General features: G+C 32.9%; 22 protein-coding genes. 15 read left to right on the top strand and 7 right to left on the bottom strand.

The features are described 5' to 3' along the window. Positions 1 to 35 precede the first annotated feature (35 nt). Genes B5X81_RS07330 through B5X81_RS07310 form a run of 5 tightly spaced genes read left to right on the top strand, consistent with a single transcriptional unit; the run spans position 36 to position 3,950 of the window. The gene (locus tag B5X81_RS07330; protein WP_079490576.1) at positions 36 to 239 is read left to right on the top strand and encodes a 4Fe-4S dicluster domain-containing protein; all 204 of its coding nucleotides are present in this window, start codon (positions 36 to 38) and stop codon (positions 237 to 239) included. Beyond that, positions 226 to 1,380 (top strand): 2-oxoacid:acceptor oxidoreductase subunit alpha, encoded by a 1,155-nt coding sequence (locus B5X81_RS07325; protein WP_079490574.1) that lies wholly within the window; start codon positions 226 to 228, stop codon positions 1,378 to 1,380. The genes B5X81_RS07330 and B5X81_RS07325 overlap by 14 nt, the downstream gene beginning before the upstream one ends. Then, the gene (locus tag B5X81_RS07320) at positions 1,371 to 2,192 is read left to right on the top strand and encodes a thiamine pyrophosphate-dependent enzyme (RefSeq protein WP_079490573.1); all 822 of its coding nucleotides are present in this window, start codon (positions 1,371 to 1,373) and stop codon (positions 2,190 to 2,192) included. Before B5X81_RS07325 ends, B5X81_RS07320 begins: the two co-directional genes overlap by 10 nt. 16 nt (positions 2,193 to 2,208) lie before the next feature. Continuing rightward, positions 2,209 to 2,754: a 2-oxoacid:acceptor oxidoreductase family protein gene (locus B5X81_RS07315; RefSeq protein ID WP_170917318.1), complete on the top strand. Its 546-nt coding sequence runs from the start codon at positions 2,209 to 2,211 to the stop codon at positions 2,752 to 2,754. 5 nt (positions 2,755 to 2,759) lie between these two features. Next, positions 2,760 to 3,950, top strand: coding sequence for an aminotransferase-like domain-containing protein (locus B5X81_RS07310; protein WP_079490569.1), 1,191 nt, complete (start codon positions 2,760 to 2,762; stop codon positions 3,948 to 3,950). A gap of 112 nt (positions 3,951 to 4,062) precedes the next feature. Here the strand turns inward: B5X81_RS07310 and B5X81_RS07305 are convergent, their stop codons facing one another. The 3 genes from B5X81_RS07305 to B5X81_RS07295 form a co-directional block, all read right to left on the bottom strand. After that, on the bottom strand, positions 4,063 to 4,470 hold the full coding sequence (locus B5X81_RS07305) for a helix-turn-helix domain-containing protein (protein ID WP_079490567.1): 408 nt from the start codon (positions 4,468 to 4,470) through the stop codon (positions 4,063 to 4,065). A 222-nt stretch (positions 4,471 to 4,692) separates the two neighbouring features. After that, positions 4,693 to 4,929 (bottom strand): helix-turn-helix domain-containing protein, encoded by a 237-nt coding sequence (locus B5X81_RS07300; RefSeq protein ID WP_079490565.1) that lies wholly within the window; start codon positions 4,927 to 4,929, stop codon positions 4,693 to 4,695. 191 nt (positions 4,930 to 5,120) lie between these two features. Beyond that, positions 5,121 to 5,354 (bottom strand): helix-turn-helix domain-containing protein, encoded by a 234-nt coding sequence (locus B5X81_RS07295; protein WP_079490564.1) that lies wholly within the window; start codon positions 5,352 to 5,354, stop codon positions 5,121 to 5,123. Positions 5,355 to 5,700: 346 nt separating this feature from the next. Between B5X81_RS07295 and B5X81_RS27745 the strand changes: the two genes are divergently transcribed. Genes B5X81_RS27745 through B5X81_RS07290 form a run of 3 tightly spaced genes read left to right on the top strand, consistent with a single transcriptional unit; the run spans position 5,701 to position 6,698 of the window. After that, positions 5,701 to 5,973 carry a hypothetical protein gene (locus B5X81_RS27745; protein ID WP_139380270.1) on the top strand — a complete coding sequence of 91 codons (273 nt, stop codon included), beginning with the start codon at positions 5,701 to 5,703 and terminating at the stop codon, positions 5,971 to 5,973. After that, positions 5,954 to 6,094 (top strand): hypothetical protein, encoded by a 141-nt coding sequence (locus B5X81_RS27740; protein WP_208985006.1) that lies wholly within the window; start codon positions 5,954 to 5,956, stop codon positions 6,092 to 6,094. Before B5X81_RS27745 ends, B5X81_RS27740 begins: the two co-directional genes overlap by 20 nt. A gap of 40 nt (positions 6,095 to 6,134) precedes the next feature. Further along, on the top strand, positions 6,135 to 6,698 hold the full coding sequence (locus B5X81_RS07290) for an Rpn family recombination-promoting nuclease/putative transposase (protein WP_079490562.1): 564 nt from the start codon (positions 6,135 to 6,137) through the stop codon (positions 6,696 to 6,698). A 439-nt stretch (positions 6,699 to 7,137) separates the two neighbouring features. Here B5X81_RS07290 and B5X81_RS07280 read toward each other — a convergent pair whose 3' ends face one another. The 4 genes from B5X81_RS07280 to B5X81_RS07265 are packed head-to-tail and all read right to left on the bottom strand — an operon-like array spanning position 7,138 to position 10,570. Beyond that, positions 7,138 to 7,437 carry a PTS sugar transporter subunit IIB gene (locus B5X81_RS07280; RefSeq protein WP_330397349.1) on the bottom strand — a complete coding sequence of 100 codons (300 nt, stop codon included), beginning with the start codon at positions 7,435 to 7,437 and terminating at the stop codon, positions 7,138 to 7,140. 17 nt (positions 7,438 to 7,454) lie between these two features. After that, positions 7,455 to 8,786 carry a PTS sugar transporter subunit IIC gene (locus B5X81_RS07275; RefSeq protein ID WP_079490561.1) on the bottom strand — a complete coding sequence of 444 codons (1,332 nt, stop codon included), beginning with the start codon at positions 8,784 to 8,786 and terminating at the stop codon, positions 7,455 to 7,457. Between the two features lie 11 nt (positions 8,787 to 8,797). Next, a complete protein-coding gene (locus B5X81_RS07270; RefSeq protein WP_079490559.1) occupies positions 8,798 to 10,216 on the bottom strand; it encodes a GH1 family beta-glucosidase in 1,419 nt (472 codons plus the stop codon). A 39-nt stretch (positions 10,217 to 10,255) separates the two neighbouring features. Next, on the bottom strand, positions 10,256 to 10,570 hold the full coding sequence (locus B5X81_RS07265; RefSeq protein ID WP_170917316.1) for a PTS lactose/cellobiose transporter subunit IIA: 315 nt from the start codon (positions 10,568 to 10,570) through the stop codon (positions 10,256 to 10,258). A gap of 479 nt (positions 10,571 to 11,049) precedes the next feature. On the opposite strand from B5X81_RS07265, the gene B5X81_RS07260 reads away from it, so the two are divergent. From B5X81_RS07260 to chbG, 7 genes are all read left to right on the top strand, one after another. After that, a complete protein-coding gene (locus B5X81_RS07260; RefSeq protein ID WP_079490556.1) occupies positions 11,050 to 11,256 on the top strand; it encodes a XapX domain-containing protein in 207 nt (68 codons plus the stop codon). Continuing rightward, positions 11,253 to 11,417, top strand: coding sequence for a XapX domain-containing protein (locus B5X81_RS07255; RefSeq protein WP_079490549.1), 165 nt, complete (start codon positions 11,253 to 11,255; stop codon positions 11,415 to 11,417). Before B5X81_RS07260 ends, B5X81_RS07255 begins: the two co-directional genes overlap by 4 nt. Positions 11,418 to 11,448: 31 nt before the next feature. Next, a complete protein-coding gene (locus tag B5X81_RS07250; protein WP_170917315.1) occupies positions 11,449 to 13,380 on the top strand; it encodes a BglG family transcription antiterminator in 1,932 nt (643 codons plus the stop codon). A 124-nt stretch (positions 13,381 to 13,504) separates the two neighbouring features. Continuing rightward, a complete protein-coding gene (locus B5X81_RS07245; RefSeq protein WP_079490546.1) occupies positions 13,505 to 16,174 on the top strand; it encodes a sigma 54-interacting transcriptional regulator in 2,670 nt (889 codons plus the stop codon). 265 nt (positions 16,175 to 16,439) lie between these two features. Next, positions 16,440 to 16,742, top strand: coding sequence for a PTS sugar transporter subunit IIB (locus B5X81_RS07240; protein ID WP_079490545.1), 303 nt, complete (start codon positions 16,440 to 16,442; stop codon positions 16,740 to 16,742). A 21-nt stretch (positions 16,743 to 16,763) separates the two neighbouring features. Continuing rightward, a complete protein-coding gene (gene celB / locus B5X81_RS07235) occupies positions 16,764 to 18,092 on the top strand; it encodes a PTS cellobiose transporter subunit IIC (RefSeq protein WP_079490543.1) in 1,329 nt (442 codons plus the stop codon). Between the two features lie 27 nt (positions 18,093 to 18,119). Continuing rightward, positions 18,120 to 18,854, top strand: coding sequence for a chitin disaccharide deacetylase (gene chbG / locus B5X81_RS07230; RefSeq protein ID WP_079490542.1), 735 nt, complete (start codon positions 18,120 to 18,122; stop codon positions 18,852 to 18,854). Positions 18,855 to 18,870 lie beyond the last annotated feature (16 nt).

Raw genomic sequence — 18,870 nt, 5'->3', positions numbered from 1 at the left:
ATTTCATATTAGAAAATACAGAAAGGAGCATCAAAATGAAAAAGATAACAATTGATCCAAGGCTGTGTAAAAAATGTGGTATCTGTGTAGAGTTTTGTCCTGCTGATGTATACACTAGGGAATTAGACGGCTCCCCAGTAATTAGTTTTCAGGAAAAATGTACAGGATGCAAACTTTGTGAGTTAAGATGCCCAGATTTTGCTATAAAAGTGGAGGTGAGTAAAAATGACATTAAATAATAAGGTTAAATTTATACAGGGTAATCAGGCAGTAGTGGAAGGAGCCATAGCCGCAGGGGCAAGATTCTATGCAGGATACCCCATTACACCCTCATCAGAAATTGCCGAGGGCTCTGCCAATCGCCTTCCACAGGTAGGAGGTCTTTATGTACAAATGGAGGATGAGATAGGAAGTATGGCGGCAATAATTGGGGCTTCTTTAAGCGGCAAAAAATCATATACTGCAACCAGTGGACCCGGTATTTCTCTGATGTCAGAGAACTTGGGGGTTGCTGTAATGGGAGAGGTTCCATGTGTACTGATAAATGTACAGCGTTCAGGACCAAGTACTGGCCTTGCTACCAAGCCCGCTCAGGGAGATGTAATGCAGGCAAGATGGGGAACCCATGGAGATCATGGAATAATTGTTATTTCTCCTTCCTCTGTACAGGACTGTTATGATCTTACTATAGAAGCCTTCAATTTATCTGAAAAATATAGAACTCCGGTAATGTTTTTATCCGATGCAACAATAGGTCATTTAAAGGAAAAAGTAGTTCTTAGGGAAATAGCTCCCGAGGAAATAGTAAATAGAAAACAGCCAAATTGCGATCCAAAGGATTACCAGCCCTTTAAATTTCAGGATCAGGAAGATGGTATAGCACCTTTAGCTGCCTATGGAAGTGAATATGTTTTTAGAATCACTACAACTACCCATGACGAAAGGGGTATGGCAAATTCTACACCTGCAAATGCTGATAAATTTATTAGACATTATACAGATAAAATTGAAAAAAATAAGAAGGATATTACTATAGTTAGAAAATACAATTTAGAGGATGCTGACTATGCAATAATAGCCTTTGGATGTACTGCTAGAGCAGCCCTTGAAGCAGTGAATATTGCTAAAGATAAAGGGAAAAAAATTGGATTGCTGCAGCTTGTAACTATATGGCCCTTTGCCGATGATGAAGTTAGAGAAGTTTTAAAAAAGGTAAAGGGAGTAGTAGTACCTGAAATGAATTTAGGACAAATTATTGGTGAAGTTAAGAAGATAAATGACTATGGTATACCGGTAGAAGGGCTAAGTAGAGTGGATAGCTTAATGATAACTCCTAAGGAAATATTAGATAAAATAGAGGAGGTAGAAAAATGTCTGTAAATAAATATGATGACTATTTAATAAAGGAAAAATTGCCTGTTTTCTGGTGTGCAGGATGTGGTAACGGCATAGTTTTAGGGTCAATTTTAAGATCCTTTGCCCAGCTTGGGCTAAAGAAGGAAAATACAGTGGTTGTAACTGGTATTGGATGCTGGGGAAAGGCCGATGATTATATAAGCACAAATACATTTCACGGTACCCACGGTAGGGCCTTGGGTTTTGCAACGGGAATCAAGCTGGCAAATCCAAAGCTCAATGTCATAGTTTTAATGGGTGACGGTGATGGGGCTACTATTGGAGGAAATCATTTAATACACGCTGCCAGAAGAAATGTTGATGTAACTGCAATATTAGTTAATAATCTCAATTATGGTATGACTGGAGGGCAGTACTCGGGAACAACACCCCATGCCAGCTATACTACTACATCCCCCTATGGTCATGTGGAAAATGGCTTTGATGTATGCAAATTAGTTAAGGCAGCTGGAGCTCCCTATGTTGCTAGGGGAAATGTTTATGGAGTGATTCAGCTTCAAAAGCTCATTAAGGAAGCAATAGAGAAAAAGGGATTCTCCTTTGTTGAAGTTATCTCAACATGTACTACCCATTATGGAAGATTGAACGGAATGAAGACTTCGGCAGGTGCCATGAAATGGATCAAGGACAATTCAATTTCTATTGAAAGGGCTGAGAAATTACCTAAAGAAGAAAAAGAAGGAAAGTTTGTTATGGGAAAATTTGTGGATAAAGATATAGAGGATTATACAGCAAGATATGACAGGGTTATTTCAAAGGCAAAAGAGATTATATAACTTTGGAGGTGTAAAAATGAGCAAGACTTGTCAAATAATATTAAGCGGTGTTGGTGGACAGGGACTGGTTTCCAGTGGAACCATATTAGGAGAGTCAGCCACCATATATGAAGGTAAAAATGCTACATTAGTATCCTCCTATGGAGTTGAAACTAGGGGAACCTTCACCAAATCCGATGTAATAATAAGTGATGGAGATATCTCTTATCCTGAAGTTTCAAAACCCGATATAGTGTTGGCACTGGCACAGGTTGCCTATGATAAATATGCAGCGGATTTAAGTGAGGATGCAGTATTAATATATGATAATAGTTTGATTTCAGATACTAAGGAATCTAAGGGAAAACAATTTGGCTATCCGATTAATGATATGGCGTTAAAATTAGGGAATATTGCTGTGGCAAATATTATTGCAGTAGGTATTATTATTCAGAAAACAGGCATTTTGAAGGAAGAATCAGTTATTGAAGCTATAAAGGATAAGTTCGCCCATAAGCCAAAGGTAATTGATTTGAATATAGAAGCTCTTAGAAAAGGAATAGAAATAGGAATGGAGGTGTAGACCCTATGACAAATAGTTCTGGGAGCAGATATGCCTATAGAATGTACAATGTAAAACCCTCTGCAATAAGGGAACTGATGAAGGTTACTAGGCAGCCCGACGTTATTTCTTTTGCCGGGGGATGGCCAGCTCCTGAGCTTTTCCCAGCAAAGGAAATGGAAAAGGTCTGTCAGAAAGTACTAAAGGAGGATGGAGCCTATGCTTTGCAATATGGAGCATCGGAAGGTTACCAGCCTTTAAGAGAATTTATAGCAGGTAGGATGTCGGATAAAGGAATTGATATAACAGCAGACAATATTTTTATTACTAGCGGATCCCAGCAGGGGCTTGAGTATTCTGCAAAATTACTTGTAAATGAGGGGGATGTAGTAATCTGTGAAAGCCCTACATATGTGGGTGCAATAGGAGCCTTCAATCCATATCTTCCTAAATATGTTGAAGTTCCCATGGATGAAAAGGGTATGATAATGGAGGAATTGGAAAAAGCCCTTATTGAAAATCCAAAGGCCAAATTCATCTATACTATCCCGGATTTCCAAAATCCTACTGGTGTGACTATGAGCGGAGAAAGAAGAAAAAAATTAGTTGAGCTGGCAGGTAAATATGGTATTTTAGTGATTGAAGACAGTCCTTATGGTGATGTGAGATTTGAAGGTGAAAAGCTGCCTCCAATCAAATATTATGATAAAGAGGGAATAGTTGTTTATTTAGGTACATTTTCTAAGACCTTTTGCCCTGGTTTAAGGGTTGGTTGGGTTGCAGCAGAGCCTGATATAATAAGGAAATATGTACTTATAAAGCAAGGGGCAGATTTACAGGTAAACTCCCTGGCTCAAAGAGAAGTGGTTACTTTTGCAAAAATGTATGATTTTGATGGACATGTAAATAAAATAATAGATTCTTATAAATCCAGAAGAGATGCCATGCTAGATGCTATGGAAAAGGAGTTTCCCACTAATATCAAATTCACCCATCCCAAGGGAGGGCTTTTCACATGGGTAGAGCTTCCAAAGCATATAAAAGCAATGGATGTATTTGAAAAAGCCATAGAGGCGAAGGTTGCTTTTGTTCCTGGAGATTCTTTCTTTCCCAATGGAGGAGATAAAAATCACTTTAGACTAAATTATGCCACTATGAATGAAGAAAAAATAATTGAAGGGATAACTAGACTAGGAAAGGTATTAAAAACTTTATAATTTCATATTTTAATATTATACTTGACTCAAATGTTAAATAATGTATTATATACAATAAAAGAATCTCTAAAAGAGATTCTTTTGTTACTATTAATCGGCTTTTATTGATTAATTATTTTTCTACCTTATTCTTTTCCAACTTTAATATTTCGATAGTGGCTTCTATACCATATTTGACAACCTTATCAGCTATATATTGATTAATAGGCTGATTTTTTTCTATGATCCCTTCATCTGATAATCTTTCTATGATTTTTTCTTCTATTCTTTTATAGACTATGGTCTTGGAATTATTGCATTTGGTATAATCCTTTTTATTGTCAGTACGGCCAAGAAGATAATCAGTTGAACACTCTAAAACATCTGATATTTTTGTAATGATTTCTGCCTTTGGCTCTCTTAGATTATTTTCATATCGAGATAAAGTAGCTTCAGTAATTCCGGTCCTTTCAGCTAACTCTTTCTGACTTAAATTAAGTTGTTTTCTTAAATCCAATATTCTCTTACCAATACTTCCCACTTGTTAAGCCTCCTAAATAAAACCTTACCAATATTATAATACATACAAATTTTCCACACACTATTTTTACCGAAATTATAAATATACTATTGACATGTTACCAAATGGTATGTTAATATTAACTTACCAAATGGTAATGAGTTGAGCAAAACTTACCTATTGTTCTGATGGTGTGAGTATTATTTTATATAATAGTTTAATAGGTACATTATTAAATAAAAATTAACCATCGATTAGATCAAAAAATAAGTTGGAATCAAAAAAATCCTTTAATTCAATTCCCAGTCCAAAACATACTAAATATATAGTTCTAACTGTAGGATTTTTACTTTTTCCATTTACAACATCGTTTAGAGTTGATTGGGTTAATCCAGCCATTGTTGATAATTTGTTTATAGTTATATTATTTTTTTTACATAATTCTATTATTCTTTTAGAAATTGCTTCTTTTATAGTCATAATTACTCCTTTTAACGCTTTTTAAAAAGTATAACAAAATATAAGTTAAATAGTTACCGATAAATCGTTGACAAAGCATGAGAAAAGAAGTATTATATTTATAACGATATATCGTTATAAAAAACAAAAATATAGCTGCTTCAAAAATTATGAAACAGCTAAGAACTAGATAATATAATAAAATTTTTTGCTTATTTATTAATCTTAGGATTATTAGTTCTACCTATTAAATAGTCAATAGAAACATCAAAAAAGTCAGCTAAAGCAACAATTTTATCGATAGGGGTTGTCCTTCTACCCCTTTCAATATCACCAATGGTACTACTAGATGAAAAGCCAACACTTTTTGCAAGCTTATCTTGAGTAAGATTATGAGATATGCGAAGTGTTTTAACACGTTCAGAAAAAATTTCTTTTGAAAACATATAAAAACTCCTTGACTTAGCGCGATATGCGTTATATCATATAGTTAAAGACGCATAATGCGCTATAATATTTTATAAAAAGGCGGTGATAAAATACCTTACATAGCATCTCCGATTTTCAAAACCAGACTAGCTGCTTCATATAATATGAAACAGCTAAGATCTAAGTATTAGCCAATACTTAGCAGGTTATCATAAAGTTTGCCCCACACAAACTTTATGATAACATTTTACCAAATTTTTAATATTAAGACAATAGTGTAGATTTTCCATAGCAAAACTTAATTTGGACATATCAAAATATCCAATGCTTCTGTGGATTTTTGATGTGTACAAATTAACTATTTTGCTGAAATATCTACACGGATTTTCCATAGCAAAACTTAATTTGGACATATCAAAATATCCAATGCTTTTGTGGATTTTTGATGTGTACAAATTAACTATTTTGCTGAAATATCTACATAGATTTTCTAAGCAAAACTTAATTCATACTGGAAAGGATGGCTCTATAATGAATGTTGATAATGCCACAAAAACAGTATCTATTGACACCCATGGAGATCATGCTGTTACACAAAGGAGTAAAGGAATATATTATGGAAAAGGAAGGATTTAATTATATATATTCCATAAAGTCCTTAGAGTTTGTAAGGCCCTTGTATGTTATTTTTAATGATAAAAGAATTAGAGATATATTTAGAGAAGCACAAGTAGAGGGTGGTTTTCTAATTCGCTAGATATATATGTAGTATCATATAGAGATAGGCAGGTGATGGAGTGAAAATAGAAAATAAGAACTATAAATCCTTAAAAGAAATATTTTCAAATTCAAAGGTAGTGAAGTTTTTTTTGAATAGACATTTACCTAAGACTATTACAAAGGAAATAGATTTAAATACATTGATGCTTCAAGGAGATAGTTTTATTTGTGAAGAGCTTAAAGAGGATTTTTTTGATAGACTTTATAGGACAAATATAGATAAAAAGAAAGGCTATATTTATCTTTTGTTTCAAAGGGAAAGATATATAGAGGAAGATATATTTCTTAAATTGATAAGACATATGATAAAGGACTGGAAGAAGAGAATCATAGAAAGTAAGACTGATGAGCTTCCAATAATACTTCCCCTAATAATATATCCCTTCCAGGATAAGCTGTATATAAAGGGAGAAGAAGAGCTGGATATAATATTCAATATTTTTAGAAATAGGGTAACGGAAAATAGTAAGTATATAAAGAAGGCTGTAATAATGCAGGCAAATTATTTTAAGGAATTAGAGGATAGAGGAGAGAAAATAGAAAGCTTTAATGACTTTATTGATAGTATATTAGGTTCTTAGTTTAGATGTGTCAAAATATCCCATGCTTTCAAGGATTTCATAAAATCTATGATTTCTTAAACAATTATGAAATAGCCCTTAAGGAGGGCTATTTCATATATCGCTTTAATTGCTTATAAAAATTTTCTCTACTTCCTGCAAGAAGAATGATGATTTTTTTCCGTTGGCTTCGCTAATGGTATAGGCAATTTCATAATTTATGCTTTTATATTTTAGGAGTTTGAAGGAACATATTCATAGAGTAATAAAAGTCATTTTGAAAGGTAGAAAATAGCACAACGAGGGGGAAGTAAAATTGACAAAGGATATGATGCCAAATTAAGCTCATCGGAATTTCATGTCGTAAATATTTCTTGGGAATGAAGTAGAATATACAAAACCAAGGTCACTGCTTTTATAAAAAAAGCTAGTTCCTTGGTTTTTATTTATTGGTTTTCAGCTATTCTATGGCTTTTATTGCTTCGTTTAGCACCTTTTCACCATTCATCATTCCATAATCTACTGAGCTAATAACTACAGCTGGTATCTTACCTTCAGTTAACTTTTCAACCTCGGGATAGGCATATCTAATTTGAGGGCCAAGTAGGACTACTTCAACTCCTTCAAGATTTTCTTCAAGCTCACTTAAGGGTATGGCTTTTATATCTAAATCTACATCCTTCTTAGCAGCTGCTTTTTTCATTTTATTCATCATAATACTAGTGGACATTCCAGCAAAGCATACTAAAACAGCCTTCATTATAATCATTCCCTTCTCTAAGATTTTTGACCTTCATTTTCCATTTTTACTAATTTCTTTTCATAGGCTTTAAAGAACGGTAGGTAAATAAGTATATCTAAAACTATTAAGCAAACTACTAATACAAACGCCTTCCAATCCATTGTAGATATAAATGCCCCAATGGGTGAAAATAAATTCCAGCCCCCCATTATATAGGTTTTTCCTATTATTCCAAAACACATGAATAAATAGGCAATAACAGCATTTATAGATTGAGCAAAAACAAATGGAATAAAAAACATAGGGTTTAAAACCAAGGGTGTACCAAAGATTACTGGTTCATTTATACCGAATAATGCAGGTAATATACCTAATTTTCCAACGGTTTTTAATTGCTTAGATTTACTTCTGAGGAGCAGTAAAACCAATCCAAAGGTTGCACCGGCACCTCCAATAACTATAAAATATACCCAAAAAGGTGTAGTGAAAATATATGGTGGCTGTGATCCTGACATTACTGCCGATGCATTTACGGCTAAATTATGATCTCTAATGGGTCCAATTACTGTTCCGATTGCTGCATCATGGATGCCAAAGAACCATAAAAATTGGGTAAATGCACTGATTAAAAACACAACAAATACATTATCAACGGCCTTTATAGCCGGTGCCACTATACTTAGCATTGCCTCAGGCAGTGGAAGGCCCATGGTATTATCAAATATTGAATAAACGAAGAAATAAATGCTTATTGTTATTATAACCGGTAAAAGTGTTTCAAAGGAAGCCGATAATGCTGGTGGAACACTGTCGGGCATTTTTATATATCCGACTTTTTTGTTTTTCAAAAACCTAAATATTTCAACGGAGGTAATGGCAACTAACATTCCAGTAAATAATCCCTTTCCATCGAAGAAATTAATCAATATGGATTTGCTTGCAAAGGATAATTCTATTGGAACAGCTGTAACCATTAAAAAGGAAGCCAAGGCTGTGATGCTGGGGATAAAGGGCTCCATTTTATAGGATTTTGATAAATAATAGGCTATACCAACAGATACATATAGAGCAAAGGATCCTAAAGTCAATGCAAATAGCCAATTTAGTGCCATTGAATGGGCTTTTGCAAAATTACTCCATGCAATTAAAAATTTAAAGAATATATTGCTCCCCTGTATTGAGTCTGGATTAACAGGAGGAGAAGCCAAGATAGAAGCAATTCCCCCTAATAATGTTATAGGTAAAACCGTTAAAAAAGAATCTCTAATAGAAAGCAAATGTCTTTGTCTGCTTATTTTGTTGGCAAAGGGCAATATTTTTTTCTCAGCTATATTATTAATATTATTAAAGAAACCTTTATTACTCATTTTTCTCCCCCTTAATCTTCCAATATAGAACCATTGGAATTTATTACATCTTTATACCAATGGTAGCTTTTTTTAGGTATTCGTTTGTTGTTATTTTCATAGTCCACATACATAAGTCCATATCTTTTTTCATATCCATTCACCCAGCTGTATAAATCAAAGGTTGACCATACATAGTACCCTCTAACATCTGCACCGCTGGATAGGGCGTTATATATTTCAATAAGGTGGAGCTTTAAAAATTCAATACGTGGAGAATCATCGATTTCACCACTTACCATTTCCTCCACCATTCCTATACCATTTTCTGTAATGTATATAGGGATATTATCATATCTTTCTTTTACCATCATTATTCCATCGTACAGACCCCTTGGGTATATTTCCGTATCCCAATCTGTAAACTTACTTTTTGGGTCTGCAACCATTTCAAACCAATCTTTTACAACTATCTTAGAAGAGCCTTGCTTAGCCTTTCCGCTATTATTTACCTTAAGAACAGTTTCTCCGATTGTATAGGCTTTTACTAATGCCCTGGCATAGTAGTTAAGTCCAATAAAGTCTACTGTGTTGTTTTTAATAATTTCTAAATCTTCTTTATTCATAAAGCTAAGGTCATAGTTTCTGTTTAGCTTGTCTATTAAATCTTGAGGAAATTTTCCCTTTACAGCTGTATCTAAAACCCAATTATTAAAATAATTATCTGCATTTCTAAGGGCTATTCTATCTTCCTTACTATCACTAATAGCATATACCGGTGAAAAGGAATGAACTAATCCTATTTTGCCCTTAGCATTGGATTTTCTAAATTCCTCAATTGCAAACGCATTTGCCAACATAACATTGTATGAAGCCTGGATAGTTTTCTGTGGATCATTATATGAAGGAGGATAATTTCCAATTAGGTATCCAGAATATATAAAGAATCTAGGCTCATTAAAGGTTACCCACAATTCAACCTTATCTCCCAATTCCTCATAAAGTATTTTAGAAAAATCCCTAAAGGCATAGGCAGTTTCTTTATTTTCCCATCCTCCAATATCCTGTAGGGACTGAGGTAAATCCCAATGATATATTGTTACAAAGGGCTTTATATCATTTTTTAGACATTCATTTATCATGTTTTTGTAAAATTCAATTCCCTTTGGGTTTATTTTTCCCCTACCTTCAGGTAAAATCCTTGGCCAGGATATTGAAAATCTGTAGCTGTTTTGACCACACTCTTTCATATGCTTAATATCTTCCTTATATTTATGGTAGTGATCGCTAGCAACATCTCCATTAGAGTTGTTTTTGCTATTCCCTTCTATGTGGGTATATACATCCCAGATGGATAGACCCTTTCCATCCTCCTTGTATGCACCCTCAGCTTGATAGGAAGCTGTTGCCGAGCCCCAGAGGAAATTTTGAGGAAATTCAATTTTTGACATATTATTTAGTCTCCCTTCATTTTTGTTTGATTTCAAATCTTAATTATGCAATTTTCTCATTTCAATTAGTTCTACAATTAATTTTTTTACTAAAATAGAGTTCATAAGGTGGTCCTGGGCATGGACCATTATAATGCTATAGGCACTGTCTTCTCCACCGGCTTCCTTACTTAGCATTTCAGTTTGCAAATTATGGGCCTTATTTAAAGAAGAATTTCCCTCTTCTATGAGCTTATTTGATTTATCATAATTATGTTTTTTAGCTTCATCTAGTGCCTGGAAATAATAGCTGAAGGCATCTCCTGCATGTCCTATCATTTTTAATGCTATTTCTTGAACATAAGCTTTGTCCATTTGTTTTCCTCCCTTCATAAAGAATGGAACCTATAAATTTTTGATTAAAATTTCCAAGTAAAAATCTGTACAACTGTATTTTATAAAATAGGGTTTTTTAAAACAAATAATTGTTTTCCTAGGGGGTAGGAAAATAAATGCTTTATGTAATGAAGCTTTTTTTTATATAATATTAAGTGAGGAAATTGCATAACTCTAATTTGGCAAAATTGCATAATATATGCAGTATAGCTTCTAAGATTTTAAAGCAATATATAGTAGTTAGCTTTTCGATAAGGTAATTATGCAATTTGCTCAAGTGTACAAATAGATATATTAATCTGTGTTCTTGATAGTGTATATAGATATTCCAGTAAAACAGTTAATTTATACACATCAAAACTCCCTAGAAACATCGGATATTTTGATATAGAAACTAGCACAAGGAGTTAAATTAAGTTTTACTATAGGAAATCTATAAGAGAGGAGATAACTATAAAATGAAATTTAGTACAAAAAGCTTTCGGGAGATAATTTTGTCCCTTATGGCAGGAATAGTCGTAGGAATGGTATTTAAGATATTGAAATTTCCATCTCCTGCTCCCACAAATATATCCGGTTTTATGGGGATATTTGGGGTGTGGCTTGGAGGAAGTATTGTAGCAGCCCTTGAAAATAGAAGGATACAAGGAAGTGAACAGGTATGAATATATTATTAGAAATTATAAAGCCCGCCATTGCAGGGATTGTTTTAGGAATATTATTTAAAAAGGCAAGGCTTCCTCTTCCGGCGCCACCGGTATTAGCAGGGGTTATAGGTATACTGGGAGTTTTAATAGGAGGAAAATTAATAGAATTTTTTGTTTGATAAGAATACATTTTCAATGGGAGTTGTCAGTATGCTATTGATTACAAGACAAAAAGAAATAATGAAATTTCTACTATTGCAGTCAAGCTGGGTCAAAGGAAGTGTCTTAGCTCAGGAATTTAATGTAACTACTAGAACAATTAGAAATGATATTAAAAAAATAAATGAATTTAAAAATTTACAAATCATATTATCTTCATCAGAAGGATATAAGATTATAGATAATTTTAATTGTAAAGAATATCTTGACGATAATTATATGCCCATATCGCCAAAGGAGAGGGTTAATTATATACTTAATAAACTATTGACTACTTTAAAGCCCATTGATTTGTATGATATATCTGAGGAAATTTTTGTGAGCTTATCAACACTAGAAAAGGATTTAAAACAAATAAAGGATATAGTGAAGAATTATAATTTAAAAATAGATAAGAAATTTAATACAATTTGTATAAAGGGAGATGAGAAAAACAAAAGACAATTAATAAGGAATTTATTGTATGTTGAAACCGATGGAAATTTCTTAAATCTGGATAATTATGAAAATATATTTGAAGATTTTGACTTGAATTTAATAAAGGAAATATTTATTGATACCTTTAATTCTTACAATTTATACGCAAACGATTATTCTATTACGAGTATGGTTATCCATGTGGCTATAATATTAACTCGAATAAAAAATAATTATATTTTAAACAGTGATGAGAATAATTACTTAAATATAAAAAAATACAGGGAATACGAAATTTGTAAGGAAATAATAGAAAGACTTGAAAAAACCTTTAATGTGAAATTTCCTCAAAAAGAAATATATTACTTAACCTTTCTCATAATGGGAAAGGCAACACTTAATTATTCTACTATTAATAAGTTTAACTTAAAGGATTTCATAGAACCAAGCTACATTAAGCTGGTTGATAATATTTTATTGAAGGTTAATAATTATTATTTCCTGGATCTAAACAATGAAGAATTTTATATTAAATTTATTATTCACACTAAAAATATGCTCTTTAGAATAAAAAATAATACCTATACGAAAAATCCCATGAATAAAAATATTAAGATCACCTATCCCTTTATTTATGAGGTTGCAGTATTTATATCGAATGAAATTTATATAAATACTGGCCTTAAAATACCCGAGGATGAGATGGGCTATATAGCCATTCACATAGGTGCGGCCCTTGAAAGAAATAAAATATTAAATAGTAAAATAAAAACAGTACTTATTTGCCCCAAATATCATGATATACATCTAAGAATTATTAGAAAACTAAAGGAAAGGTATAGTGATTCTATAGAGATAACCGATGTTTTAACCTTGGTAGATAATACATTAAATAAATTGTCTGCAAATTTAATTATTTCTACAACTAATATAGAAAGGGAATTAAATAGTACCTTTATCAAGATTAATCCCTTACTGACCCATAAGGATTATTTGAAGATTGATTTTGGCATCGAAAAAATAATTAATGAAAAGAATATAAGCATAGTAAAAAAATACATTAATAAATGTTTTGACAGGGATTTGTTTTTTAAAAATATATATTATGATAATGAATTTGAAATAATAAGATTTCTAGGGGAGAAATTATTAAATAAGAAATTAGTAAATGATAATTTTGTGGATTTAGTTATTAAAAGGGAAAAGCTTTCTTCTACTACTTTTTTAGGAAATAATTTTGCCATACCCCATTCTATAGAAACAGATTCTAAAAAAACCGTTATAGCTGTCCTTGTAAATGATGATAAAATTAAATGGGGTAATAATTATATAAATATGGTTTTACTTATTGCAGTAAATAAAAAGGACCGAAGGGATTTTATGGAGCTATATGAAAGCTTGATAGATGTTTTGTGTAAAAAGGAAAATGTGGATTTGTTAGTGGCCTCAAATAATTATGAGGAATTTATGAGTCATATAGCAGAACTTATATATATTAATGGGTGATACAAAGAAATAGTCCTTTGTGTCACTTTTTTATATATTATGTTAAAATAAAACATAGTAATAAAAATGTCGAAAAAAGTAGTATAGGGATTTATGAGCCCACCTTTGTGTGAGGAGTGTTTTTATGAAGAGAATAGATGTAATTTATAACAAATTAAAGGAAATGGCAGTAGATGATGGAATAACAACTAAGGAGTTGGCTCAAAGGCTGGGATTAAGCCGTGCAAATGTAAGTAATGATTTAAATAAGCTTTGGAAAAAGGGAAAAATATGTAAGGGTGAGGGAAGACCGGTACTCTATTATATAGCTGAGGAGGAAAAACAGACAATATTTGATGAGCTTGTAAAGGAATGCGACAGTTTAGTTATGTCTGTAGAACAGGCAGAGGCTGCAATATTGTATCCGCCAAGGGGTATGCATACCCTTATTTTAGGCGAAACTGGTGTAGGTAAAACCATGTTTGCAGGATTAATGCACAGATATGCAATAGAAATGGATATGCTCACAGAAGAGGCTCCCTTTATAACCTTTAACTGTGCTGATTATTGCTCTAACCCCCAGCTTCTTATTAGTCAGCTCTTTGGAGTAAAAAAAGGAGCATATACAGGTGCTGATAGTGATCAGATAGGACTTATAGAAAGGGCTAACGGTGGGATGCTTTTTCTTGATGAAGTTCACAGGCTTCCGGCAGAAGGTCAGGAAATGTTTTTTACATTTATGGATAAGGGTGTTTATAGAAGACTTGGGGAGACAAATGAAGAGAGGACTGCCGATGTTTTTATAATTTCAGCCACAACGGAAAATCCAGAATCCAGTTTATTAAAGACCTTTACAAGAAGGATACCTATGATAATAAAACTGCCTCCATTAAAGGAAAGAGGAATGAGGGAAAGGTTTAATCTTATAAGTAAGTTTTTTAGGGAGGAATCCTCAAGATTAAATAAGCCAATAAAGGTTTCTGCCAACTCATTGAGGGCGTTTTTGACTTATAATTGTCCCAACAATATAGGTCAATTGAAAACCGATGTAAAGCTTGCCTGTGCAAAGGCTTATACAGAATATGTATCAAGACGGGAGGATAAAATATCTATTCATAGCCCGGATTTACCTAGTTATATTAAAAAGGGACTGTACAATGAGAAGGAGCACAGACATATATGGAATGAGCTTATAGGAATAAACCACAAATACTGTATATTTGACCATAAGCAGGGTAGTCTTATATCAGACAAACAAAAAAAGAACGACAATATATATGAGCTGATAGAAAATCGAATAAATGAATTAAGGATTAAAGGAATTGAAGAAGATGAAATAGAAAGGATTATGGAAAAGGATATACAACAGTATTATACTAGATGTATTCATGGCGCAGATAGAGGAATAAAAAAGACAAATTTAACTAGTATAGTAGAACCATATATTATAGAACTAGTGGAGGAAATAGTAAGATATAGTGAAGAGAGGCTTAAAAAAACCTTAAGTGAAAGGGTATTTTTAGGAATGGTATTACATATTAGTACATCCGTTGATCGGATAAAGAGAGGGAAAAATATAATAAATCCTCAGCTTAATAAAATAAGAACAAAATATAAAAAGGAGTTCTTATTAGCCTTTGATTGTATAAGGCTTATAGAAGAAAGATTAGATGTGAAGCTGCCAATAGATGAAGCCGGATTTTTAACAATGTTTTTTGTGTTAGATGAAAGTGAAAGAAAAAAAGAGCAAGAAACAGTTGGGGTAATAGTTATAACCCATGGAAGTACAGGAGCCACTTCTATGGTTGATGTAACAAATAATCTATTAGGGGTAAACTATGCTGTGGGAATAAATGCGCCATTGGATGTAAAGCCCCAGGATGTACTTAATAAGGTAAGACAATATATAAAGGATTATAATAGAGAATCGGGTTTCATTTTTTTAGTGGATATGGGTTCCCTTACTACCTTTGGGGAAGTCATAGAAAAGGAGTTTGAAACTCCCATAAAGACAGTAACCTTTGTAAGTACTCCACATGTTATAGAAGCTACTAGAAAGGCTATGCTAGGGTATTCACTTGATGAAATATATAGGGATGTGACGGATCTTGTTAGCTATGTCAATAATACAGAAATAGAAATTGATAATAAGGATAAATTGAAGCTTGCCATTGTTACTGTATGCTTAACGGGAGAAGGAAGTGCCTTGGCTATGAAAAACCATTTATGTAGGCATCTGGATATTAAAGACGACATATTGGAAATAATACCTATGAATTTAATAGATAAGGATAGTATAGGACCAAGACTTGACAGGCTACAGGAAGAGAAGGAGATAGTTTGCGTAATAAGCTCCTTTAGCATAAATACTAATATACCACAATATACTCTGGTAGAAGTATTAAATCTTACAGCCATAAATAAGATTCAGAATCTAGTTGAAATTAACAGAACATATTATAAGATGGGAAGAACTTTAAAGTATCACTTGAAAAATGTAGATGAAACTGAGGTTTTTCCTGATGTAAAAAGATTTATTTCAAATATAGAGCGGCAGCTTAATACAAGGCTGGATAAGGGTATTTTAGTAGGGGCTGCCCTTCATATAAGCTGTATGATAGATAGATTAAAGACAGATAGCACAGTGGATCAATATATAGATAAAGAAAAATATATAAAAGAAAATCAAGGCTTATACTATATGATAAGAAACTGTATAAACTCTATAGAAGAGAAATATAAAATAGAAATAGTAGACGATGAAATTTGCTATATAATGAATTTCTTCCATGAAGATAATCAGAAGGAATACTAATAAAAAGCTCTCTCGCTTAGGCGAGGGGGCTTTTATTAATTATAAAACACTAAACTATATATTGAAACACTAGTATATCCATTGAAACACTAAGCTTTATATTAAAACACTTATAAAGTTTTAAAAAAAACAGAAAAAATTTAGTATCCAGAGCAGCCAGAAATAGAGGAAAACGATTCTAAATTACTGTTTTTTAGTGTTTTGGCATGAATGTTGCTGATATTAATAGACGTAATTATTTTATATATAAAAGGAGGATTTTATAATGAATATCTTATTATGTTGTTCTGCTGGAATGTCTACTAGCTTACTTGTTACTAAAATGGAAAAGGAAGCTGAAAAAATGGGACTAAAGGGAAAGATATGGGCAGTATCTGCAGACTCTGTGAAAAAACATATTGATGAAGCAGACGTTTTATTACTGGGACCACAAATCAGATATAAGCTTCCCGCATTAAAAAAGATTTGTGATGGGAAAGGAATACCGGCTGCCATGATTAACCCAAGTGATTATGGCATGGTAAATGGAAAAAAAGTACTAGAATTTGCACTAAATTTGAAAAAATAATTTAATAGGAGGACTAAAGAAATGGGTAAAATTAATAGTTTTCTAGAAGAAAAAGTTATGCCTGTTGCAGGAAGAATTGCAGACCAAAAACATCTTCAATCCATTAGAGATGGATTAATACTGGCAATGCCATTATTGATTATTGGATCATTATTTTTAATTATTGGATTTTTACCTATACCTGGATATAACGATTTCATGGCTGGAGTATTCGGAGAAATGTGGAAAACAAGACTTCTATATCCAGTAGGTGCAACCTTTGATATTATGGCAATATTTGCAAGCTTTGGTATAGCCTATCGTTTAGCAGAAAGATATGAAGTAGATCCATTATCAGCAGGAGCTATTTCCCTTGCAGCATTTATGTTAGTAACACCACATAAGATAATGTTTGCAGCTGAGGGTGCAGCAGAGGCTGTGGAAGTAGGAGGAGTTATACCTGTAGGTTTAATGGGAAGTAAAGGATTATTCGTTGCCATGTTTATAGCTCTTATTTCAACAGAGATATATAGAAAGATAGTTCAAAAGAATATAATTATAAAAATGCCTGAGGGAGTTCCCCCAGCAGTATCAAAATCATTTGCCGCTTTAATCCCAGCCTTAGTGGTAATAACAGTAGTATGGATATTGCGTATTGGCTTAGAGCATACTTCATTTGAGCATATTCACAATGTAGTTGGAGACCTTTTGACAGCTCCACTTAGCAAGCTTGGAGGAAGCCTTGGAGGAGCGCTGGTTGGTGTATTCCTTATAGATTTATTGTGGACAACTGGGCTCCATGGTTCAGCAGTAGTTGGTGCTGTTATGAATCCTATATGGTTATCATTAATGGACCAAAACAGAATGGTGTTTCAAGCTGATCCAACAGCGGCATTACCAAATATAGTTACACTTCAGTTCTTAGATTTATGGGTATTCGTAGGTGGTTCAGGTGCCACACTGGTATTAGCAATATTACTTGCATTCAAGTCTAAAAGTAAACAGCTTAAGAATTTGGGTAAGCTTTCATTAGGAGCAGGTATATTTAATATTAATGAACCCATAGTATTTGGTACACCTATTGTAATGAATCCAATTTTAATGATTCCATTTATATTTGTACCTTTGGTAATAACCTTGATTTCATACATGGCTATGAAATTGGGATTAGTTGCATTACCATGTGGGGTGGCAGTACCTTGGACAACTCCTATGCTTATAAGTGGATACCTAGCAACCGGTGGTAGAATCTCAGGTGCTGTGCTACAGCTTGTGAACTTTATAATAGCATTGGCATTATATTATCCCTTCTTCAAAATGTGGGACAATAAGAAACTTGAAGAAGAAAATTCAATGGAAAGTGAAAAGTAAACTTTATAAAAAAAGAAGGGGATTGAAATGAAATTAATAGTTAATGCAGACGATTTTGGTTATTCAAAGGCAGTAAATTTAGGTATATTGGAAGCATATAAAAATGGAGTAGTAAGTTCTACAACCTTAATGACAAATATGCCTGGAGCAGATCATGCATTTGAAATTGCAAAGGAAAATCCTGGACTTGGGGTAGGAATACATTTAGTGCTTTCATGTGGTGGCCCTGTTAGTAATGATGTGCAATCATTAATAGGGGATGATGGAAAGTTTCACCATATTGATAATGTATCTAAATATGCAAAACCTGAGGATGTAAGAAAGGAATTTGAAGCTCAGATGGAAAAATTCTTAGCATCGGGTCTTACTCCTACACATATAGACAGTCATCATCACGTACATGGAAATGAGATGGTTTTACAGATAGTTTTAGAGCTTGCGAATAAATATGATCTCCCAGTAAGAATATTTGACAAAACTAGTATACAAGGTAAGTATTCTAATATAAAGGCTGTAGATTATTTTACAGGAAAATTTTATGGAGAGGATTTAACTGAAAAAAGATTTTTGGAAGAAGTATCAGTAGAGGATAAAGAAATAATGGAGCTTATGTGTCATCCTGCATATTTAGATAAAGAAATATTATGGGGAAGCTCATATAATACTCAGAGGGTAGTTGAACTAGACATACTTACAGGGCCTGAATTAAAGGAAAAACTAAATAGACGCGGCATTAAGCTGGTAAACTATAAAGCACTATAAAGGACATTATATACAG

The organism is Maledivibacter halophilus (assembly GCF_900167445.1).
Taxonomy (GTDB): Bacteria; Bacillota; Clostridia; order Peptostreptococcales; family Caminicellaceae; genus Maledivibacter; species Maledivibacter halophilus.
The sequence above is the reverse complement of the archived record's forward strand: the minus strand, read 5'-3'. Positions and strand labels throughout refer to the sequence as shown.